The organism is Xanthobacter sp. SG618 (genome assembly GCF_012932745.1).
GTDB classification, from domain to species: Bacteria; Pseudomonadota; Alphaproteobacteria; order Rhizobiales; family Xanthobacteraceae; genus Xanthobacter; species Xanthobacter flavus.
The window spans coordinates 753,534-773,301 of the sequence record NZ_JABBHL010000001.1 but is presented as its reverse complement, the minus strand read 5'-3'; the positions used below and the strand labels follow the sequence as shown (position 1 = coordinate 773,301).

At 69.3% G+C, this 19,768-nt stretch carries 16 protein-coding genes; 9 read left to right on the top strand and 7 right to left on the bottom strand.

All coding sequences use genetic code 11. The annotated features are described in order from the left end of the window. The first annotated feature begins 5 nt into the window (after positions 1–5). Positions 6–1,028, top strand: a complete 1,023-nt coding sequence (locus FHT36_RS24310) for a FecR domain-containing protein (protein ID WP_246701993.1) — start codon at positions 6–8, stop codon at positions 1,026–1,028. Positions 1,029–1,034: 6 nt separating this feature from the next. Here the strand turns inward: FHT36_RS24310 and FHT36_RS03590 are convergent, their stop codons facing one another. Beyond that, complete coding sequence (locus FHT36_RS03590; RefSeq protein ID WP_169121116.1) at positions 1,035–2,213, bottom strand: hypothetical protein; 1,179 nt, start codon at positions 2,211–2,213, stop codon at positions 1,035–1,037. Positions 2,214–2,465: 252 nt separating this feature from the next. Between FHT36_RS03590 and FHT36_RS03585 the strand changes: the two genes are divergently transcribed. From FHT36_RS03585 to FHT36_RS03560, 6 genes are all read left to right on the top strand, one after another. Continuing rightward, entirely contained in the window at positions 2,466–3,473 is a 1,008-nt protein-coding gene (locus tag FHT36_RS03585; protein WP_169121115.1) for an ABC transporter substrate-binding protein, read from the top strand. 203 nt (positions 3,474–3,676) lie between these two features. Continuing rightward, positions 3,677–4,459: an ABC transporter ATP-binding protein gene (locus FHT36_RS03580; RefSeq protein ID WP_169121114.1), complete on the top strand. Its 783-nt coding sequence runs from the start codon at positions 3,677–3,679 to the stop codon at positions 4,457–4,459. A gap of 1 nt (position 4,460) precedes the next feature. Beyond that, the gene (locus FHT36_RS03575; RefSeq protein ID WP_371745079.1) at positions 4,461–5,237 is read left to right on the top strand and encodes an ABC transporter permease; all 777 of its coding nucleotides are present in this window, start codon (positions 4,461–4,463) and stop codon (positions 5,235–5,237) included. 4 nt (positions 5,238–5,241) lie between these two features. After that, positions 5,242–6,657, top strand: a complete 1,416-nt coding sequence (gene xdhA, locus FHT36_RS03570) for a xanthine dehydrogenase small subunit (protein WP_169121113.1) — start codon at positions 5,242–5,244, stop codon at positions 6,655–6,657. Continuing rightward, positions 6,654–8,948, top strand: coding sequence for a xanthine dehydrogenase molybdopterin binding subunit (gene xdhB / locus FHT36_RS03565; RefSeq protein WP_169121112.1), 2,295 nt, complete (start codon positions 6,654–6,656; stop codon positions 8,946–8,948). The genes xdhA and xdhB overlap by 4 nt, the downstream gene beginning before the upstream one ends. A gap of 203 nt (positions 8,949–9,151) precedes the next feature. Next, complete coding sequence (locus tag FHT36_RS03560; protein ID WP_169121111.1) at positions 9,152–9,721, top strand: invasion associated locus B family protein; 570 nt, start codon at positions 9,152–9,154, stop codon at positions 9,719–9,721. Positions 9,722–9,812: 91 nt separating this feature from the next. On the opposite strand, the gene FHT36_RS03555 is transcribed toward FHT36_RS03560, so the two are convergent. The 6 genes from FHT36_RS03555 to FHT36_RS03530 all read right to left on the bottom strand — a co-directional run bounded on the left by FHT36_RS03555 (position 9,813) and on the right by FHT36_RS03530 (position 18,300). Next, the gene (locus FHT36_RS03555) at positions 9,813–11,732 is read right to left on the bottom strand and encodes an AsmA-like C-terminal region-containing protein (RefSeq protein ID WP_169121110.1); all 1,920 of its coding nucleotides are present in this window, start codon (positions 11,730–11,732) and stop codon (positions 9,813–9,815) included. A 131-nt stretch (positions 11,733–11,863) separates the two neighbouring features. Next, a complete protein-coding gene (locus FHT36_RS03550) occupies positions 11,864–13,585 on the bottom strand; it encodes an iron ABC transporter permease (RefSeq protein ID WP_169121109.1) in 1,722 nt (573 codons plus the stop codon). Positions 13,586–13,591: 6 nt separating this feature from the next. Then, positions 13,592–14,617, bottom strand: coding sequence for an extracellular solute-binding protein (locus FHT36_RS03545; RefSeq protein ID WP_169121108.1), 1,026 nt, complete (start codon positions 14,615–14,617; stop codon positions 13,592–13,594). Between the two features lie 246 nt (positions 14,618–14,863). Continuing rightward, positions 14,864–15,346: a bacterioferritin gene (bfr, locus tag FHT36_RS03540; protein WP_169121107.1), complete on the bottom strand. Its 483-nt coding sequence runs from the start codon at positions 15,344–15,346 to the stop codon at positions 14,864–14,866. Positions 15,347–15,473: 127 nt separating this feature from the next. Beyond that, positions 15,474–15,707 carry a bacterioferritin-associated ferredoxin gene (locus FHT36_RS03535; protein ID WP_081762651.1) on the bottom strand — a complete coding sequence of 78 codons (234 nt, stop codon included), beginning with the start codon at positions 15,705–15,707 and terminating at the stop codon, positions 15,474–15,476. A 202-nt stretch (positions 15,708–15,909) separates the two neighbouring features. Beyond that, positions 15,910–18,300, bottom strand: coding sequence for a PAS domain-containing protein (locus FHT36_RS03530; RefSeq protein WP_169121106.1), 2,391 nt, complete (start codon positions 18,298–18,300; stop codon positions 15,910–15,912). Positions 18,301–18,503: 203 nt separating this feature from the next. Between FHT36_RS03530 and FHT36_RS03525 the strand changes: the two genes are divergently transcribed. Both FHT36_RS03525 and FHT36_RS03520 read left to right on the top strand, forming a co-directional pair. Continuing rightward, positions 18,504–19,046, top strand: a complete 543-nt coding sequence (locus tag FHT36_RS03525) for a phasin family protein (RefSeq protein WP_169121105.1) — start codon at positions 18,504–18,506, stop codon at positions 19,044–19,046. A gap of 243 nt (positions 19,047–19,289) precedes the next feature. Continuing rightward, on the top strand, positions 19,290–19,763 hold the full coding sequence (locus FHT36_RS03520) for a phasin (RefSeq protein ID WP_169121104.1): 474 nt from the start codon (positions 19,290–19,292) through the stop codon (positions 19,761–19,763). The last annotated feature ends 5 nt before the right edge of the window (positions 19,764–19,768 follow it).

The window sequence follows — 19,768 nt, the reverse complement described above, 5'->3', positions numbered from 1 at the left end:
GCATCATGCCCATCAGCACCCCCGCCCGTCTCCTGGCGTCCGTCGCCTCCCTCGCCATCGTGGCCGCTACCGGCCCGGCGCTCGCGCAGAACAGCGTCGGCACGGCCGCCGCGGTTAATCCCCGCTCCACCGGCAATGCCGGGTCTGGCGTGCGGACGCTGGAGCTCGGCTCCAGCATCATCCACCGCGAGCGCATCGAGACCAGCTCCGCCGGCAGCGTTCAGGTCCTGTTCGTGGACAAGACCACGCTGAACATCGGCCCCAACTCGAACCTCGTCATCGACGAGTTCGTCTACGATCCGAACGCCAAGGCCGGATCCATGGCGCTCACCCTCACCAAGGGCGCCGCGCGCTTCGTCGGCGGCAATGCCAGCCACACCGGCGGGGCCGAGGTGAAGACGCCGGTGGCGACCATCGGCATCCGCGGCGGCGTCGCGGCCATCATCCACCGCGACGGCGAGACCCAGGCCATCCTCCAGTTCGGCACCCTCACCGTGGTGGGGCCGGGCGGCGAGACGGTGGTGATCCGCCGGCCCGGCTTCATGGTCACGGTCGGGCGCGGTGGCATGAGCGGTCCGGTGCGTGTCTCGCAGGCCCAGATCGATGCGGTCATCGCCCAGACCCGCAGCCAGACCGGCCAGACCGGCGGGCGCCGCGGCCCGGTCGCGGACACGACCGGCCTCGACCGCGGCTCCAGCCATCCGTGCGGCGTGCCGGTGCAGGGCCAGACCACCATGGACCTCGCGGCGGCCACCTGCCGGTCGGTGAATACCCAGCTCCAGGGCGAGGCGGACACCATCGCCCAGCAGGCTTCCCAGCAGAACCAGGGCAATGTCGTCATTCCCGTGACCCCGCCGCCTTATGGCTACGGTGGTGGCGGCGGCGGCTTCCCCGGCGGCTATGGCGGCGGTGGCGGCTTCCCGAGCTTCCCCAACCTGCCGACCTTCCCGAATATCCCGGGCTTTCCGGGCTTCCCCGGTGGCGGCGGGGGAGGGGGCGGCGGTGGCGGCGGACCGATCGGCTACTGACCGAGCCTAGAGGAGCGCGCGGCAGCGCTCCGTCAGCACGTCGAGCGGATCGCGGGCGGCGAGTTCCGCCCGGTGCATCCGGCCGGCCGCCGCGGCGATCAGGGCCATGTCCCTGTCTTCCAGCGCCGCCAGAACCGGCTCCGGCGCAACCCGCGCATCGGGATGAAACAGGGGGAAGTTGCGGCTGAGCCCGGCGGCGGCGAGCGCCTCGCCGTTCAGCCAGTGTTCCACATGCACCGAGAAGGTGACTTGCGGCACGCCCGCCGCGAGCGCATCCGCCGCCACGCCGGCGCTGCCCTGGTGGATGAGCAGGCGGCTCCGGGCCATGGCCTCCGCCATGGAGACCGGCCGCCCGTGCACGATGGCCCCGGCCGCCGAGAGCGGCGCCAGCCAGGACGGATCGACGCCCGGCACGAAGATTTCCAGCCGCGGGGTCAGCGCCATCAGCACCGCCGCCACGTCTGGGCGCGCGGCCACGTCGGTGTGGACATAGGCGAAGACGGTGCGGGCGCCGGGTGATGCCTCGCGCATGGCCTCGGCCATCACCGGACCTTCGGCCTGCCGGCTGCGCAGGTCCGCATAGGGATCGAGCAGCTGGAAGCTGCGAACGAAGGCGTCGTCGCCGGTGAAGAGGGCGCCGATGCGGTCGATGGGGGCAAGGCCCTCGTCCGCCAGCGCGGCATTCACCGCCGCCACCACCTCCGCATCCGTGTGCAGCGGCGGCACGAAATCGTGGAACACCGGCATGGCTTCGAGATCGGCCGGCGGCAGGCAATAGGCGGTGCTCACCTGCATCACCGGACAGCGCCCGCGCGCGGCAAGCCCGGCGAGGGGGGCATAGTCGCAGACCATCAGGTCCGGCCGCTCGGCATCCAGCAGATCGCGCCACGCGCGCAGCACCGGGCGCACGCTGTCGGGATCGCGCAGGCCGACGCGCGCGAGGCTGTCGGTCAGTGTCGCCGAGGCGGGGATGTGGTCGTTGGCGCGCGGGGCAGGGGCGGGCCACGGCGGCGCCTGGATCAGCCGGATGCCAGTCTCGGCCAGTGGCCCGGCATTCTGCAGATAGCGTACGGCGGCCATCACCTCCGCGCCGGCTTCAGCGAGCCGACGGCCGAGGCGCGCCAGCTGGATGGTGTGGCCGAACCCCGCGCCCTGCTCCCAGGTGAGCAGTACCCGCCGTGCCATGGCCCCTCCGCTCGTCGGCATCCGTCATCGACTGGAGTGGCCTAGGCGGCGGGATCTGTCCAGCAGGGGGAAGGGCGCGGTTTGCACATGACCTAAGCAATCTGCCGATCTTGAGGGCAGGAGCTGCGTGCCTCATCGTGCGGCAGTCGCCGATCCGCGATGCTCGGGGCGCCCGTGGCCTGCCGCTGCGGCGTCCGGCCCCGCTGGCATGGCGGTTGCAGTCCACGGCAGCGAAACCGAGGAGCTTTTTCCATGAGCCTGATGCGTTCCGTTTTCGCCGCGGTCCTCGCCACGCTGGCGGCAGCGCCGGCTCTGGCCGAGACCGACGTGAAATTCGCGCTCGACTGGAAGTTCGAAGGGCCGTCCGCGCCGTATTTCGTGGCGCTGGACAAGGGCTACTACAAGGCCGAGGGCCTCAACGTGACCATCGACAGCGGCCCCGGCTCGGTGGCCGGCATCGCGCGGGTGGCGGCGGGCACCTATCCCATCGGCTTCTTCGACATCAACTCGCTGATGAAGTTCCGCGACCAGAACCCGGACAAGAAGGTCGTCGCCGTCCAGATGGTCTATGACGAGCCGCCCTTCGCCATCGTCAGCCTGAAGAAGACCGGCATCACCAAGCCGAAGGACCTCGAGGGCAAGATCCTCGGCGCCCCCGCGCCGGACGGCGCCTTCGCCCAGTGGAAGGCCTTCGTGAAGGAGAACGGCATCGACGCCGAGAAGGTGAAGATCGAGAATATCGGCTTCCCGGTGCGCGAGCCCATGCTGGCCGACGGCAAGGTGGACGCCATCACCGGCTTCTCCTTCTCCTCCTTCTTCAACCTGCGCCAGAAGGGCGTGCCGGCGGATGACATCGCGGTGATGCTCATGTCCAAGCACGGCCTCGTGCTCTACGGCAACGCCATCATGGTGAACCCCGATTTCGCCAAGGCCCATCCCGAGGTGGTGAAGGGCTTCGTGAAGGCCACCGTCAAGGGCATCATCGACACCGCCAAGGATCCCAAGAGCGCCATCAAGTCGGTCATGAAGCGCAACGAGACGGCCGACGAGGCCATCGAGCTGGCCCGCCTCGAAATGGCGCTGAAGGATAACATCGTCACCGACTGGGTGAAGGCCAACGGCACCGGCGACGTGGACCCCGCGCGTCTTGCGAAGTCCATCGACCAGGTGGGCATCACCTACGAGTTCAAGGCCAAGCCCACCGCCGCGGACATCTTCACCAGTGAATATCTGCCGCCGGCGAGCGAACGGAAGATGTGAGGCGATTTCGGACCCCGGACACATGCCGCGTCAGCCGAATGTGCGCCGGGGTCCAGCGCCAGGGACCGCCGAAGGCGGCCGGACCTGAGGCTGCCGGGGCTATCGCCGGCTTCGCCGACTTTTCCCCTGGACCCCGGATCAGCGCTCCACCTGCGGTGTTGCTTGTCCGGGGAGCGGCCGACGCCGAACCGAAAGGCCTTCCCGTGATCGTCCTCGACAATGTGACCCTGACCTATCCCGGCCGCACCGGCCCGGTGACGGCGCTGGCCGGCACCACGCTCCATGTGCGCAAGGGCGAGTTCGCGGCGGTGGTGGGGCCTTCGGGCTGCGGCAAGTCCACGCTGATGAAGCTTGTCACCGGCCTCATCCGCCCCACCTCCGGCACCGTCTCCATCGACGGCGCGGAGGTGAAGGGGCCGGTGAAGGTGGCGGGCATGGCCTTCCAGCACGCCAACCTGCTGCCGTGGCGCACCGTGCTGCAGAACGTGATGCTGCCGCTCGAGATCGTCGAGCCCTACCGCCGCCGCTTCTCCCGCGACAAGGCCGAGTTCCAGGACAAGGCCATGGCGCTGCTCAACGTGGTGGGCCTCGGCGCCTTCGCCGATCGTTTTCCGTGGGAGATGTCCGGCGGCATGCAGCAGCGTGCCTCGCTCTGCCGCTCCCTCATCCACCAGCCGGCGCTGCTGATGCTGGACGAGCCCTTCGCCGCGCTGGACGCCTTCACGCGAGAGGAGCTGTGGTGCGTGCTGCGCGACCTCTGGCAGGAGTTCGGCTTCACCGTCATCCTCGTCACTCACGATCTGCGTGAGGCCGCCTTCCTCGCCGACACAATCCACGTCATGAGCGCGCGCCCCGGCCGCATCGTGGAGACGCGGCAGGTGCCGTTCCTGCGGCCGCGCGATCTCGATGTCTGCTACCGGGCCGAGTTCACCGGATTGGTCCACGAGCTGCGCAACAAGATCGCCGAAGTGCGGCAGGCGGCGTGACATGATGAAAAAGCTCTCCGTCGAGAACCTTGCCCCGGTCTATTTCACCGTCGCTTTGTTCGTGATCTGGGAGGCGGCGTGCCGCCTGTTCAAGATCGATACCTTCATCCTGCCGGCGCCCACCGAGATTTTCGCCGCCATGGTGAAATACTGGTGGCCGCTGCTGAAGAACTCCTTCGTCACCTTGTGGACCACCATGGCGGGCTTTGCCATCGCGGTGGTGTTCGGCATTGCGCTGGGGGTGGTGGTGGGCTGGTCGCGCACCATCTATCGCGGGCTCTATCCGGTGATGATCGGGTTCAATTCCGTGCCCAAGGTGGCGGTGGTGCCCATCCTCATCATGTGGTTCGGGATCGGCGAAGTGCCGGCCATCCTCACCGCCTTCCTCATCTCCTTCTTCCCCATTGTGGTGAACGTGGCCACCGGCCTTGCCACCACCGAGCCGGAGCTGGAGGACGTGCTGCGCGCGCTTGGCGCGTCCAAGCTCGACATCATGCGCAAGGTTGGCATTCCCCGCACCGGGCCCTATCTCTTCGGGGCGCTCAAGGTGGGCATCACGCTCGCCTTCGTGGGCGCGGTGGTGTCCGAGACCATCGGCGCCAATGCGGGGGTGGGCCATCTCATGGTGCAGGCGGGCTCCAACTTCCAGATGCCGCTGGTGTTCGCCGGCCTCATCTCCCTCGCCATCCAGGGCATCCTCATGTACGCGATTTTCGCCGTGTTCGAGCGCCGCATGGTGGCCTGGGCCTTCCGCTCGTCCCAGAGCGCGGGAGGCTGAAAGCGTGGCCATCGCCTTCGTCCTGAACGGCGAGCGGATCGAGGTGGCGGATGCCGCCCCCTCCATGACGGTGCTGGACTTCCTGCGCACCCGCCGTCGGCTGACAGGGACCAAGGAGGGGTGCGCGGAAGGCGATTGTGGCGCCTGCACCATTGCCATCGGCTCTCGGCAGGGCGGGGCGGCGCGCTGGCAGGTCGCCAATTCCTGCATCCTGCTGCTCTCCCAGATCGACGGCAGCGAGGTGAAGACGGTGGAGGGGCTTGCCGGCCCGTCCGGCCTCCACCCCGTGCAGACGGTGCTGGCCGAGAGCGACGGCACCCAGTGCGGCTTCTGCACGCCGGGTATCGTCATGTCGCTCTATGCCCTCGCGCAGGAGCGGGCAGGCGAAACGCCGGTGAGCGATGCCGATATCCACGAGGCGCTGGCGGGCAATCTCTGCCGCTGCACCGGCTATCGCCCCATCGTAGATGCCGCCCGCGCGCTCTGCGCTGCCCCGCCGGTGGCGGAGCCTGAGAGCGTCCCGCCGGTTGCCGGCACCCGCATCGCGGGACAGGGGGAACTGCATCTCGTGCCGCAGACCCTCGCCGAACTGGTGGCGCTGCGCAGCGCCTATCCGGACGCGGTTCTGATCGCCGGTGCCACCGACCTCGGTCTCATCCCCGCAAAGAAGCGGCAAGGCTTCCCCCTCGCCATCTCCACCCGTCGCGTGACGGAGCTGAAGCGCATGGGGTGGGAGGGCGACCAACTCGTCCTCGGCGCCGCCGTCACCTATGCGGATGGGCTGGAGACGGTGGAGGCGGCTTTTCCCGCTTTCGGCGCCCTCATCCGCCGCATCGGCTCGCGGCAGATCCGGACCATGGGCACCTTCGGCGGCAATCTCGGTACCGCCTCGCCGGTAGGCGACACGCTGCCGGTGCTGCTGGCGCTGGATGCGGAGGTGGAGCTTGCCGGGCCCGCCGGCGTGCGGCGCATGAAGGTGGCCGAATTCCTCACGGGGTATCGCCAGACCGCGCTGGCGCGGGACGAGGTGATCGCGGCGCTGCGCCTGCCGCGTCTTGCGGAGGGTGAAGAGCTGTTCGCGTGGAAGCTATCGCGCCGCTTCGATCAGGACATCTCCACTCTGCTCGGCGCCTTTCGCGTGCGGGTGGATGGCGGACGGATGGCGGCTCTCGCAGCGGCCTTCGGCGGCATGGCGGACCGGGCGAAGCGTGCCCCAGCTCTGGAAGCTCTCGTCATCGGCGCACCATGGGGCGATATTCCGCCCGGAGGCATCGAAGCTGCGCTGGACGCTGATTTCGCACCCCTCTCCGACCATCGCGCCAGCGCCGCCTATCGGCAGGCCGCCGCCGCCAATCTCGTACGGCGCCTGCACCTCGCCACCACGCGCCCCGGTGTGCTGCTGGAGCTGGAGGCGCTATGACCCGCGCCGTCCATGTCCCCGCCCGTCACGAGAGCGCCAACGCCCATGTGAGCGGCCGTGCCGTCTATCTGGACGACATGCCGGAGCCGCCCGGCCTGCTCCACGCGGCCTTGGTGCTCAGCCCCCATGCCCGCGCGCGCATCGTCGCCATCGACCTGTCCGCCGCCCGGGCTCTGCCGGGCGTCGTGGCGGTGGCGGCGGGCGACATTCCCGGCGTCAACGACATTGCCCCCATCCGCACCAACGAGCCGCTGCTGGCGGCGGGTGAGGCGGACTATGTGGGCCATCCCGTCGCCGCCGTGGCCGCGCCGACCCTCGATGCCGCCCGCGCTGCCGCCGCTCTGGTGCGGGTGGAATATGAGGTGCTGCCCGCGCTGCTCGATCTCGATGCGGCTTATGAGGCCGGTGCTCGCGTCGCGCCGGACCAGCAGGTGGGGCGAGGCGATGTGGCGGCCGCGCTTGCCGGCGCACCCTTGCGCCTCTCCGGCGAGGTGCGGTGTGGCGGGCAGGACCATTTCTATCTGGAAGGGCAGATCGCCATCGCAATCCCCGGCGAGGACCGGGACATGCTTGTCCATTCCTCCACCCAGCATCCCACCGAGGCGCAGCACGGCGTCGCCCATGTGCTCGGGCTGCCGTTCGCGGCGGTGACGGTGGAAGTGCGGCGCATGGGCGGGGCCTTCGGCGGCAAGGAGAGCCAGGCCACCATCGTCGCCGCCATCGCGGCCCTCCTCGCCCATCACGCCGGCAAGCCGGTGAAGCTGCGCCTGCCGCGCGAGGTGGACATGGAAGCCACCGGCAAGCGCCATCCGTTCCGCGTCCGCTGGGAAGCCGGCTTCGACGGGGACGGGCGCATCGCCGGGCTCGACATGGAATTCGCCGCCGATTGCGGCAACGTGGCGGACCTCTCGCCCGCCGTGGTCTCCCGCGCCCTGTGTCACGCGGACAATTGCTATTTCATCCCGGCGACGCGCTTCCGCGGCGTGCTGGTGAAGACCAATACCGTCTCCAACACCGCCTTCCGCGGCTTCGGCGCGCCGCAGGGCATGCTCGCCATCGAGGCGGTGATGGCCGAGATCGCCCGCCATCTCGGCAAGCCTATCGAGGTCGTGCGCGCCGCCAACCATTATGGCGCGGCCCCGCGCAACGTCACGCCCTACGGGCAGGAGGTGGAGGACAGCCTGATCGAGGAGGCCATGGCCCATCTCGATGCCAAGGCGAACCTTGCTGCATGGCGCGCCGAAACCGACGCCTTCAACGCGCAGAGCCCGGTGATCCGCAAGGGCCTCGCCACCATGCCCATCAAGTTCGGCGTCTCCTTCAACCTGACGACGCTGAACCAGGCGGGGGCGCTGGTGCATGTCTATACGGACGGCTCGGTGCACCTGAACCACGGTGGCACGGAGATGGGGCAGGGGCTGTTCGTGAAGGTGGCACAGGTGGTGGCGGACGCCTTCGGCATTCCGCTCGACCATGTACGTGTCTCCGCCACCAGCACCGCCAAGGTGCCGAATACCTCCCCCACGGCGGCCTCCTCGGGTTCCGACCTCAACGGCATGGCGGCGCTGATCGCGGCGAAGGAGATCAGGGGCCGCATGGCCGGCGTGGTGGCGGCGCATTTCGATGCGCCGGTGGAAGAGGTGGTGTTCGCCGAGGGCCGCGTGAGCGTGGGCAATCGCAGCCTCTCCTTCGGTGAAGCGGCGCACATGGCGTGGCAGCAGCGCGTGCCGCTCTCCGCCACCGGCTTCTACAAGACGCCGAAGATCCACTTCGACCTCGCGAAATCCGAAGGCCGCCCCTTCTATTATTACACCTACGGCGCCGCCGCGGCCGAGGTGGCGGTGGATACGCTCTCCGGCGCGGTGCGGGTGCTGCGGGCGGAGATCGTGGGCGATTGCGGGCGCTCGCTGAACCCAGCCATCGACATCGGACAGATCGAGGGCGCCTTCGTCCAGGGCATGGGCTGGCTCACCTGCGAGGAGCTGAAGTGGGACGCCAAGGGCCGTCTCGCCACCCGCGGCCCCTCCACCTACAAGATCCCCGGCTCGCGCGACGTGCCGCCCGTGCTCAACGTCCACCTGCTCGACAAGCCCAACGCGGAAGAGACGGTGCTACGCTCCAAGGCGGTGGGCGAGCCGCCGCTGATGCTCGCCATCTCGGTCTGGCTGGCCATTCGCGACGCCATCGCCGGCCTGCCGGGAGACGGGCCGGTGCATCTGGATGCCCCTGCAACGCCCGAGCGCGTGCTCGCCGCTGTCGCCGCGCGGCGCGAGGGGCAAGCGCGGGCGTGAATGTGCAGACGGCGGTGCCCGGAGCCCCGCGGTTCGACCCTTGGCATCTGGCGACAGGGGTGTGAGGGTACTTCACGCGCCGTCTTCCCCAATGTCAGCGGGATCGGCCACCGCGATTTGCATTGCCTGACGGGGGCGGTGTCGGATATGTCCCGGCGGCGGCACCGCTGCGGGGCGCGGGTGCGATTGAGAGGACGTAAAAGATGGCGCTTACCGGTCTCATCCCTTCCCTCCGTCTCTCGCTCCTGTCTGCTGTCTTTGCCGCCTCGGCCTTTGCCCTTCCCGCCGCCGCCCAGACGGCCGCCGCCCCGGCTCCGGCCGCTGCGCCTGTTGCTGCTCCTGCCGATCCCACCGAGACCCACTCGGTGCATGACGACTGGACCGTGCGCTGCAAGGGCAAGGACGAGAAGCGCGGCTGCGAGGCGGTGCAGACGCTGCAGACCCCTGACCTCGCGCACATCCTCGCCCATGTCGCGGTGCGGGCCGAGAAGAGTGGGCCGGTGCGCCTCATCGTCCTCACCCCGCCCGGCGTGTGGCTGCCGTCCAACGTGGCGCTGAAGGTGGGTGGCGTGGCGGACGTTGTGCTCACATTCAAGCGCTGCGGCCAGCATTGCGTCGCGTCCGCCGAGCTGACGCAGGATCAGCTCACGGCGCTGAAGGCCAGCTCCGGCAAGGGTGAGATCGTGTTCGAGGACGGATCGCGCCGCCCCGTCATCCTGCCGCTGTCATTCAAGGGCCTCGGCGCCGCCATGCAGGCCAGCCTCAAGGGCTGATTTTCGCCGCAGGGAAACAGAATTGAAGGCCGGTGCCAGAGCGCCGGCCTTTTTCATTTCCGCGTCCCGTCTTGTGCTGGTGCGGGCGCCGTCAGTTCGCCGGAGGCTGCTGCGGGTCTGCTGCCGATGCGCCGCCATCCATGGCCCGTTCTGCGGCGGGGGCGGTGGTGCGCCCCTTCACCGCCTCCAGCAGGGGCAGCGCCGCGCCCGAGCGCTCAATGAGGCTGAGCGGGTCGGCCATGATGCTCGGCTCGTCCCACGGTCCGCGGACGCTGAACGGCAGGTCGATGGCGCCGGTCTTCGCGCCCTTGGTCGCGGGCAGAGCGGCGTGGCCGGCGAGGTCCAGCGCGCGCTGGGCGATGGAGAGGGAGCCGGTCATCTCGATCTGCGCGCGCGGCCCGCGCATGGCCAGTTCCTCGATCGTGCCCACGCCGTCGCTGATGGCGATGCGGCCGCTGATCTCGGTGAAGGCGGTGCGCCCGCCGCGCCAGTCGCTGGTCGCGGAGAGGGGACGCCGCTCGATGCGCTGCAGCAGCTGCGCCACGTCGAAGCCGTTGAGATAGCCGTTGGCCGCGGTCAGTCCCGCGCTGCCCTGAAGGTTCGCGGCGATGTCCTGGATGCTGCGCCCGGCCCCGGTCACGTCGACCTGAAGCGTCCCGGTGCCGTCGATGCGGCGGAAACCGCCGATGTCGTCAAGGGCGCGGGCGAGCTCCACGTCGGTCGCTTCCGCCTCCAGCCGCAGCTCCGCGCCCGCCGAGCGGTGGGCCTGGAGGGTGGCCGCGTCGGGGGGAGCGGGGGCGAGGGTGAGGGAGGCGCGCAGCACGCCGCCCCAGCCATGGGCCTCGCCGATGGCGAGCACCAGCCGGCCGGCGGAAAGAACGGCACTGGCGGCGACGGTGGACAGCGCGGTGTCGCCCACATCCATTCGGGCCGCCGAGAGCCGCAGGTCGAGGTCGCAGGCCCCGAGGGCGGAGAGATCGACCGCCCCCCGGTCCCAGCCCTGCCGGTCGCCGCCGGTCAGGCGCATGGCGCCGTAGGGGGCCAGCGTGATGTGGTCGGCGGCAAACGTGCCCTGGATGAGGGGGCGTTGACCGGAGACCTTCACCAGAAGGCCGCCGTCGCCGCGATTGCCGTCGAGATCGACGCTCGCCTCGGTCAGGGCCACCTCGCCCTTCTCAAGCTTCAGGCGGGAGGAGAGCGAGAAGGGCCCGAAGCCGCTGCGGGTGGGCGTTTCCATGCCGGACCAGTCGAACAGGTCGCGCAGCGAATCGGCATCCGCCGTCACCGCGCCGTCCATGGTGGGCGACTTGCCGAGCGCCGCGCGGCCGTGGAAGCGGGCCTTGGCGCCGTCCGTCGCCACGTTCACCCGCATGGGGGCCGGCGTGCCGGCCATGAAGGCGGTGATATCGTCGATGAACAGCGTTGCGTTCACCGGCTGCTCGCGCCAGTCGAACTGGATGGCGACGGCGATGCCCGCGCGATCGAGCACTCGGTCGAGGCTTGCGGTGATACCACTCACCAGCTCGCGGGTGAGGCCGCTGCCGCTTCGCCATGCGATGGTGCCGTCGACGATGCGCAGTTCGGGGCGGTCGGTGGCCGCAAGCACCGGCGCGATGCCGAGGGCAGGCGCCATGCCCTCCCCGGTGAGGACGAGGGTGGGGTGCTCGACGATGACGTCGTTCACGGCCACCCGTCCGGCGACGAGCTGGAGCAGGTCGAGCCGTGTGACCACGTTCTCGGCATCGAGCGACTGGCCGGCCGGGAGCGGGAAGCTGACCTTGCCGAGCACGACGCGGGGGGAGGGGAAGAGGCGAATCGACGGCTCGCCGAGAATCTCCACCTTCTGACCGGTGGAGCCGGCGAGCGCCTGCGCCGCCACCCGCCGCAGCTCGGCGGCCGGCACCAGGAAAGGCAGAACCGCCATGGCGACGAGCAGCAGCGCGGCACCCGCGCCCAGCACGGATGCAGCGATGAGCCCGGCCCGGCGGGTGTTCTGGCCGACACGCAGCATGAAGATACAGATGTCTCCGAGGGAGCAGGCGGGGCGATGCGCGCGACGCCTGTGGCCACGTTGGATCGTGGCCGCACCTTTAGCGGGCTCTGTGTCGCTTTGATGGCCTGCAGGATGTGCCGGCGGGCGGCTCAGTCGCGGGCCGAGGAACTGCCTCGTGCGCCGTCCGCCGAAGCGGCCAGGGCGGATGACGACATGCGGGCGAGGAGCATCACCGGTCCCAGCCCGACGAGGAGAATCACCAGCGCCGCCAGCGCCCCGTCCTCATAGGTGCCCCGCGCCGCCTCGCCATAGACGTGGGTGGCCAGCGTCTCGAGGCCCAGCGGCCGCAGCAGCAGGGTGGCCGGCAGCTCCTTCATGGCGTCCACGAACACCAGAAGGGCGGCGGTGGCGAGCGCCGGCCGCAGCAACGGCAGCAGCACCCGACGCACGGTGCGCGGCTGCGACGAGCCGAGGCTGCGGGCCGCCATGTCGAGATGCGGGGAGAGCTTGGCGAATCCCGCCTCGATGCCGCCGACGGGAATGGCGAGGAAGCGGATGGCGAGCGCCATCACCAGCGCCGCCCCCGAGCCAGACAGCAGGAGGCCGGTGGAGATGCCGAACGCCTGCTTCATCGCGGCATCCAGCATGTTGTCGAAGCCGGCGAGCGGGCTGAGCAGGCCGACGGCGAGCACCGTGCCCGGCACCGCATAGCCGAGGCTCGCCACTCGCGCGAAGCCGGAGGCGAGCGGGGCGCGCGTCAGCCGCTGCCCCAGCGCCACCACCAGGCCGAGGCCGAGGCCGAGGGTGACCGTGCCGGCGGCGAGGGCGGCGGTGGTGGCTGCCTCTCCCAGGATACGGGTGGGAAAGCCGGTCTCCGCCATGCGTCGCGCGGCCGAGATGGAGAGATGCAGCAACGGCACGAGGAAGCCGAGCATGACCGGCAGGGCGCAGAGGGCGGCGGCGGCGAAGCCCTGTAGCCCGGTCAGCCGCAGCGGCGCCTGCGGCCGGGCCGAGCCGGTGGCGACGAATCGGCGGGCGCGCCGCGCCCAGCGCTCCAGCAGGATCAGCCCCAGCACGAGAGCGAGCATGACGAGGGCGATCTGCGCTGCGCCCGGCAGGTTCGAGCGGTTCACCCAGGTGGAATAGATGGAGACGGTGAGGGTGCGCACACCGAGGAATTCGGAAGCGCCGATATCGCCCAGCACTTCCAGCAGCACCAGCGTCAGCCCCGCCACGATGGCGGGGCGGGCCAGCGGCAGGCCGATGCGCAGGAAGGCGCGCCAGCGGCTGGCGCCCAGCGTGCGCGCGACTTCCAGCGCCGCCGCCGATTGCAGCACGAAGCTCGCCCGCGCCGAGAGGTAGACGTAAGGGTAGAGCACGGCCGAAAGCACGAGAATGCAGCCGCCGGTGGAGCGCACATCCGGCAGACGCAGGCCGCGCGGGCTGGCGATGCCCAGCAGCGCGCGCAGTGCCTCCTGCACCGGCCCGAGGGGGTGCAGCACGTCGAGATAGGAGAAGGCGACGATGTAGCCCGGCACGGCCAGTGGCAGCAGCAGCGCCCATTCCAGCACCGAGCGGCCGGGGAAGGTGCAGGTGGCCACCAGCCAGGCGCACGGCACGGCCACCACCAGCGTCACCACGCCGACACCGAGCACGAGCAGGCCGGTCTCGGCCAGCGCATCGGGCAGCACGGTGGCGATGAGGTGGGGCCACATGTCTCCCGATCCGCGCGCGGCGATGCCGGCGAGGGCGAGGAGCGGCAGCAGAACGAAAAGAGCCACCAATCCCGACGCCATGAGGAGCGGGGAGAGGTGGCGGGGAAGGCGGAGCCGCGTCGCGCGCGGCTCGCCGGTCAATGCGGTCTCAGCCATCGGCCGTCAGTTGTCGAAGCCGACCTTGTCGATGAGCTCGCTGGCGCGCTTGCGGTTCTTGGCGATGTCCACCAGCGGGATGGGATCGACCTTGAGCGGCCCCAGCGCGCCGATGATGGGATCGACCTCGGCCGCGGCGATCACCGGATATTCCAGGTTCTGCTTGGCGTAGATCGCCTGCATCTCCGGGGAGACGGCGAATTCGAGCAGCTTCACGGCGGCGTCCTTGTGGGGCGCGTTCTTGGCCACGGCGGCGCCGGAGACGTTCACATGGGTGCCGCCGCCCTGGAAGGTGGGGAGCAGCACGTTGATGCCGTCGCCCCACTTCTTCTGGTCGGCGCCGCCCTTGCCCGAGCGCATCAGGCCCACATAGTAGGAATTGCCCACCGCCAGATCGCAGATGCCGCCGAGGATATCGCGGGCGCCCTCGCGGTCGCCGCCGGCGGGCTTGCGGGCGAGGTTTGCCTTCAGGCCGCGCAGCCAAGCCTCGGCCTTCTCCTCACCGTGATGGACGATGTAGGCCGCCACCAGCCCCACATTGTAGGGGTGCTGGCCGGAGCGGATGCAGATCTTGCCCTTCCATTTGGGGTCGGCCAAATCCTCATAGGTGATGGCCGAGAGCTTCACCTCGTCCTTCGCCGCATAGACGAGGCGGGCGCGCAGGGAGAGGGCATACCAGTTGCCGGCCGGATCGCGCAGGTTGGCGGGAATGGCGGAGAGGGCGGGGGAGGTCACCGGCTGGGTGATGCCGGCATCCACCACGTCGAGCAGGTTGCCCACGTCCACGGTCATCAGCACGTCGGCGGGGGAGCTGGCGCCCTCCGCCTTCACCCGCTCGGCGAGGCCATCCTTGATGAAGACGCTCTTCACCTCGATCCCCGTCGCCTTGGTGAAGGCCTCGAACAGGGGGGCGGCAAGGCCGGGCTCGCGGGTGGTGTAGACGTTCACGACCTGCTGGGCGCTGGCGCCCTGCGCCGCGACAAGCAGTGCGCCACCGGCGAGAAGGCTGCGCAAGAGATGAAGGCGACCCATTGAAATCCCCACACGCGGGCTCGGAACGAGCACGAAAAGACTATGGAGAATTGGCTAGCCCGAGGCGTTACGAAGGGTCAATGAAGAAGGGTGTGAGCCCGGAAACATTGGAAATTATCTAATTCCGAAATGCATTGCGGCCCGATCGCCCAGTTTATACTTGCTCCAATCTGGTTCGCGGCCAAAACAAAAAAGCCCGGCATGAGGGCCGGGCTTTGCGTCGGTATCGCGTGGATGGCGGAGGGATCAGTCCTCGTCCATCTCGCCGATGTGATGCTGGGCGTACAGCTGGAGGCCGAGCTTGGACACGAGGTCGAGCTGGGTCTCGAGGAAGTCGATGTGGCCTTCCTCGTCCGCCATCAGCTCCTCGAAGAGGTCGCGGCTCGGATAGTCCTTCACCGAGTGGCAGTAGGTGGCCGCTTCCTGGTAGAGGGCGCGGGCATCGAGCTCGGCGGCGAGATCGCAGTCGAGGATTTCCTTCACGTCCTGACCGATTCGCAGGGGGTCGAGCACCTGCATGTTCGGGAAGCCGTCGAGGAACAGGATGCGGTCAGTGAACTTGTCGGCGTGCACCATCTCCTCGATGGACTCGGCGCGCCACTTCTTGGCCAGCGCCTTGTAGCCCCAATTGTCGAGCATCCGGTAATGCAGCCAATATTGATTGATGGCGGTCAGCTCAGAGCGCAGGCCCCGATTGAGGTATTCAATAACCTTCGGATCGCCCTTCATCATCAGCTCCTGGTGCCGTAAGGACAGTTAGTTTGGATTAAGCGTTAGACTAATTCTAATGTGGTGGCAAGGTACCCAAGGGTACGCCCGGCTCATCGCCGGGCGGTTCGTCGTGCTTTTAGGAAGCTTATTCGGCCGCGACCATTCCGGTAAGTCCCGCGACGGGACATTCGTCGGCGCAGGCGCCGCAGTCGTGGGCCTGCACCTGATCCATCAGGGTGCGGATGGTCCGGGCGCAGCGTCCGCACTGGGGCGAGCAGCCGAGGCAGCGATAAACTTCGCTGGGGGAGCGCAAAGGCGTTCCGGCAAGTGCATCAAGCACCTGACGATCTGAAAAGACGTTGCATGAACAAACGATCATGGCGCGGCTCGAAGCTAACTTGGAAGGCTTCTAAAAACTTGTTTCTATTACATTTTTCGCAGAGGGCGGTCGGATCCGTCAACTCCGTAGATATGCGACATGGTAGGTCGCGCGCCGTTCGGACAGGGTTTTGGATGAACAATGGAGTTGTTCCATTGTGCGGATACCACCCGATAGGTGGCTGAACACCGTTTGCGGGCGTTCAAGCCGGCAGGGTGAGCCGGGCGATCATGCCGCGGCGCCGGCCGAGGTCTTCGCCGGCCTGATTCATCCCGACGGGATCAATCTCAAGGGTTCCGCCCAGCGCCCGCGCCGCTTCCGCCATGCGGGTGAGACGCAGCGGGCGCCCCTCCGCAGCGAAGCGGTCGTCCGGCGAGAGGCCGGACAGCGGATCGAGGGCCGCCGCTGCCGCCGTTGCGTCAAGGCCTGCGCCGGCATCGCTCAGCTGCACCTTGGCGCGCGGTCCCTTGTCACCCTCGTCCTCGGTAAAGACCGAGACGGCCACCGCCCCGCCGGCGGGCGTGGCCGCAACGGCCTCTTCGACCAGCATCGCCACGAGGTCCGCGAGCGGCGCTTCGGCGGCCTGGGCCGTGACGCCTCCGGCATCGTCGAGGCGCAGCGCGAGCCGTCGCCGCCGGGCAGCCGGAAGAAGCGCGGCCACGGCGGCGCGCACCGCCGCCGACACGTCGCAGGTGACGGCTTCCACCGGTGCAGCCGGCTTGGAGAGGGCGTTGAGGTCATCAAGCATGGCGTTGAGGGACTTCAGCGCATCCCGCAGGGGATCGCTCAGGGCCTCGGCGGGCGCCTCGCGAAGGATCGCCATGGGGCCTTCGAGCCCGGCGCGGAGGCGGCCGGCGAGGCGCGGCAGGAGGTTCGTCGCGGGTTCCGGTTCGGGCACCGCCATCGGCGCCAGCTCGGGCTGCTGCGGCACCGGACCGATGACGACGCACAGGATCTGGTCCTCGGCACCGGCGCGGGTCACGGCCGCCAGCCCCGGCAGGAGCTCGCCCTCGCGATTGCGCAGTGCGAGCGCGACCTGCGCGGAGGCCCCGTCGTCCCGCACGCGGTCGAGGGTGGCCACGGCGTCGGCGCGGTCGGTCGGCGCGACGGCGGTGGTAAAGGGCTCGCCGGCAAGATCATGGGCCGGAAAGCCCAACCGCTCGGCTGCCGCGAAATTGGCGAGGCGGATGGTGCCGTCCATCTCCAGCAGGAAGACCGGCCAGGGCACCATGTCGAGCGCCGCGCGGCGGGCGCTCGCGCGGGCCTCGCGGTCGTCGTCGGTGGTGTCGAGGGCGCGGATGACGTGGATCAGCGCCGGCCGGCCGAGAAACGGTGCGGCGACGAGGCGCACTTCCACTGGCAGGCGGGCGCCGTCCGGCGTCAGCACATGAAGGGCGCCGGATTCGCGGGAGAGGACCCGCTCAAGCCCGCCGGCCTCCGCCAGCGCGTCCAGCCCGCTCCAGCCGGTGAGGGCCAGAAAGGCCCGGTTGGCGTGGACCAGCTCGCCTTCCTGCTGCACCAGCAGGCTCACCGGAAGCTTGTCCAGCAACTCCGCCTCATCCCCGGAGGCGGGCGGGGGCTCCGGCTCGGCGTATGCGGCGTCCAGATTGTCGGGCGGAGCGTTATCCGGCGGAATTCTCGGCCAGTCCTCGATGGCTGCGGCGAGGGTGCGGGCGATCTCGCGGAAGGCGGAGCTTTCCTGCGGCGACAGGCTGCCCTGCCGGAGCGGCACCACATTCCGTCCGAAGGCGACCGGGGGCTGGGGGGCAGGAGCGCTCGCCTGCGGCGCTTTCGGCGGCTGGGGCAGCGGCGCTTCCGCCGCGGTCACGATACCGAAGCCGCGCACGCCCCTGAGCCGGCGCTCCGCATCGAACAGCGGCGCGCCGCCGAGACTGAGGTCGAGCGGGGATTCGACACCGACGGGGGGCACCGTCGCCGTGCGCTCGGTGAAGCTTTCGCCCGAGGCCATGGCGTCGATGAGCGCGTCGGCGTCGGTCAGGTGGCCGTCACGCTCAAGATCCGCGAAGCTCGCGCCGAGGAAGGTGCCGGAGCGGCTGCCGAGCGCCGCCGCGAACAGGGGGGAAAGCGCGCGCAGGCGTCCCTCCGCATCGCTTTCCCAGGTCACGCGCAGCGGCTGGGCCAGAAGCGGGCGCAGCGCCGCCGGTACGGCGGGGGCCGCCGCGGGGAGCACCGGAGAGGGTGCGGCAGGCGCGAATGCGGCCGGGTCCGCGAACAGGAGCGCGGGGCCGGAGGGCAAAGCAAGGGCGGCAAAGCGCAGGGTGCGGGGCGAGAGGTCGCCGGGCAGGCGCAGCCGCGCCACGCCGAAGCCGGCGGCGGTGCGCCGGGCGAGGCGAGCGGCCGTCGTCGTCACCGGCTCGGGTGCCGGTTCGCCGGGCGCGATCGCCAGCCGTGCGGCTGCCGACGTCGCCGCGAGGATACGCCCGGAGCCGAGGTCGAGGAGGAAGGAGGCGAATTCCTGCCGCGCGAGGGGCGCCAGCACCGCCTCCGCGCCTGGAAGAGCGGACGCGATGGCTTCCACGCCCTCCCCGGAGAGGGGAGACGGGTCGTCCGGGCTGCCGTGGTGCTGCGTCATCGTTTGCAGGATCGCACCTTGCGGAGGAGGAGTGAACCAAGGCGGGACCACCCCGCCGGCTCATATTCTCGCTGCCATTGATTAACGTCAGTGCAACTTCGCCGCGCGCCTGCCATTCATATTGGCGAAGCGGCGGTACCGTAGATTAAGATCGGTCGCTGCGCGGTGGCTTGCGCCGCCCGACACCCGGAGGAGAGACGGCCATGACGACGAAATTCGGTCCGGAGCTGGAACTGCCGCCTGAAATGCGTGCCATTGCCGAGAAGAACGTGGCGCAGGCCCGACAGGCGTTCGAGACCCTGTTCCAGAATGCGCGTGAGACGGTCGGCGAGAGCGAAGGCCATATCGAGGAGGTCCGGTCCAACATCAAGGACTTCCGCCAGAAGGCCATCGGCCTGATGGAAGCCAACGTCGAGGCGAGCTTCGACTTCCTACACAAGCTGGTCGCGGCCAAGAGCCCGCAGGAGATGATGAGCCTGCAGGCGGAATTCCTCACCAACCAGCTGAAGTCCGTCTCCGAGCAGGCGAAGGCCTTCGGCGACGACGCCAAGGCCCTCGGCGAAAACGCCGTGCGCACCATGGACGAGCACGCCCGCACCCTGGCCGAGCGGCTGAAGGCCCTCGCCGCGTCCGCCGCCCAGAGCGCCCAGGCTGTCGCCCAGGACCTGAAGACGGTGGGCGAGACCGCCGTGCGCGAGGCCCAGGCCGCCGCGGCCAAGGCCACCGACCCTAAGCAGCAGGGCTGACGGGATTACTCTACCCGTCCGCACCTACCCCCGTAGTCGCGGAAGCTTGACTTGTGCAGCGCAGAATTTCATTTTGCGCTGCACGTTTACTGCTGTATAACCCTATTGTCGGGGTTAAACACAGCTCACCTATGAATGCTCGAAACGCAAGCGTTGCACGGCGCTGCGCCTTGCGTGTCGTTCTGGTGGCACTGCAGCAATACACCTCGGCACGGATCGCCATGCCCCGTTTCCGAGGATGACATGAACGACACCTTCATCAAGGCTTATCAGGACCAGATCGAGGCGGCGAAAAAGGCGTTCTCGACCCATGCCGTTCCCGGCGTCGAAGTGCCGCCGGCCGTGCGCGAGATCGCCGAGAAGGGCATCGCCACCTACCGCGAGAACTACACCAAGCTGAAGGCCGCTGCCGAGCAGGTGAACGCTGCCCTCGAGGACACCTGCACCACCGCCTCCAAGGGCGTGGCCCAGTACAATGCGAAGGTTCTCGAGGCGGTTCAATCGAACGTGAACTCGGCCTTCGACTATTTCAATTCGCTGCTGTCGGCCAAGACCGTCGCCGAGGCTGTGGAGCTCTCCACCGGCCACGCGCGCAAGCAGTTCGAGGCCCTGACCGGCCAGGCCAAGGATCTCTCCGCCCTCGCGCAGAAGGTCGCCGCCGACTCGTCCGAGCCGATCAAGTCGTCGGTCGAGAAGACGATCCGTCCGGCCGCCTGAGCCTT

Excerpts from the sequence above, each read along its gene's own strand:
- FHT36_RS24310 (WP_246701993.1), top strand. The coding sequence starts at position 6 with ATGCCCATCAGCACCCCCGCCCGTCTCCTGGCGTCCGTCGCCTCCCTC.
- FHT36_RS03590 (WP_169121116.1), bottom strand. The coding sequence starts at position 2,213 with ATGGCACGGCGGGTACTGCTCACCTGGGAGCAGGGCGCGGGGTTCGGC.
- FHT36_RS03585 (WP_169121115.1), top strand. The coding sequence starts at position 2,466 with ATGAGCCTGATGCGTTCCGTTTTCGCCGCGGTCCTCGCCACGCTGGCG.
- FHT36_RS03575 (WP_371745079.1), top strand. The coding sequence starts at position 4,461 with ATGATGAAAAAGCTCTCCGTCGAGAACCTTGCCCCGGTCTATTTCACC.
- xdhB (WP_169121112.1), top strand. The coding sequence starts at position 6,654 with ATGACCCGCGCCGTCCATGTCCCCGCCCGTCACGAGAGCGCCAACGCC.
- FHT36_RS03560 (WP_169121111.1), top strand. The coding sequence starts at position 9,152 with ATGGCGCTTACCGGTCTCATCCCTTCCCTCCGTCTCTCGCTCCTGTCT.
- FHT36_RS03555 (WP_169121110.1), bottom strand. The coding sequence starts at position 11,732 with ATGCTGCGTGTCGGCCAGAACACCCGCCGGGCCGGGCTCATCGCTGCA.
- FHT36_RS03550 (WP_169121109.1), bottom strand. The coding sequence starts at position 13,585 with ATGGCTGAGACCGCATTGACCGGCGAGCCGCGCGCGACGCGGCTCCGC.
- FHT36_RS03545 (WP_169121108.1), bottom strand. The coding sequence starts at position 14,617 with ATGGGTCGCCTTCATCTCTTGCGCAGCCTTCTCGCCGGTGGCGCACTG.
- bfr (WP_169121107.1), bottom strand. The coding sequence starts at position 15,346 with ATGAAGGGCGATCCGAAGGTTATTGAATACCTCAATCGGGGCCTGCGC.
- FHT36_RS03535 (WP_081762651.1), bottom strand. The coding sequence starts at position 15,707 with ATGATCGTTTGTTCATGCAACGTCTTTTCAGATCGTCAGGTGCTTGAT.
- FHT36_RS03530 (WP_169121106.1), bottom strand. The coding sequence starts at position 18,300 with ATGACGCAGCACCACGGCAGCCCGGACGACCCGTCTCCCCTCTCCGGG.
- FHT36_RS03525 (WP_169121105.1), top strand. The coding sequence starts at position 18,504 with ATGACGACGAAATTCGGTCCGGAGCTGGAACTGCCGCCTGAAATGCGT.
- FHT36_RS03520 (WP_169121104.1), top strand. The coding sequence starts at position 19,290 with ATGAACGACACCTTCATCAAGGCTTATCAGGACCAGATCGAGGCGGCG.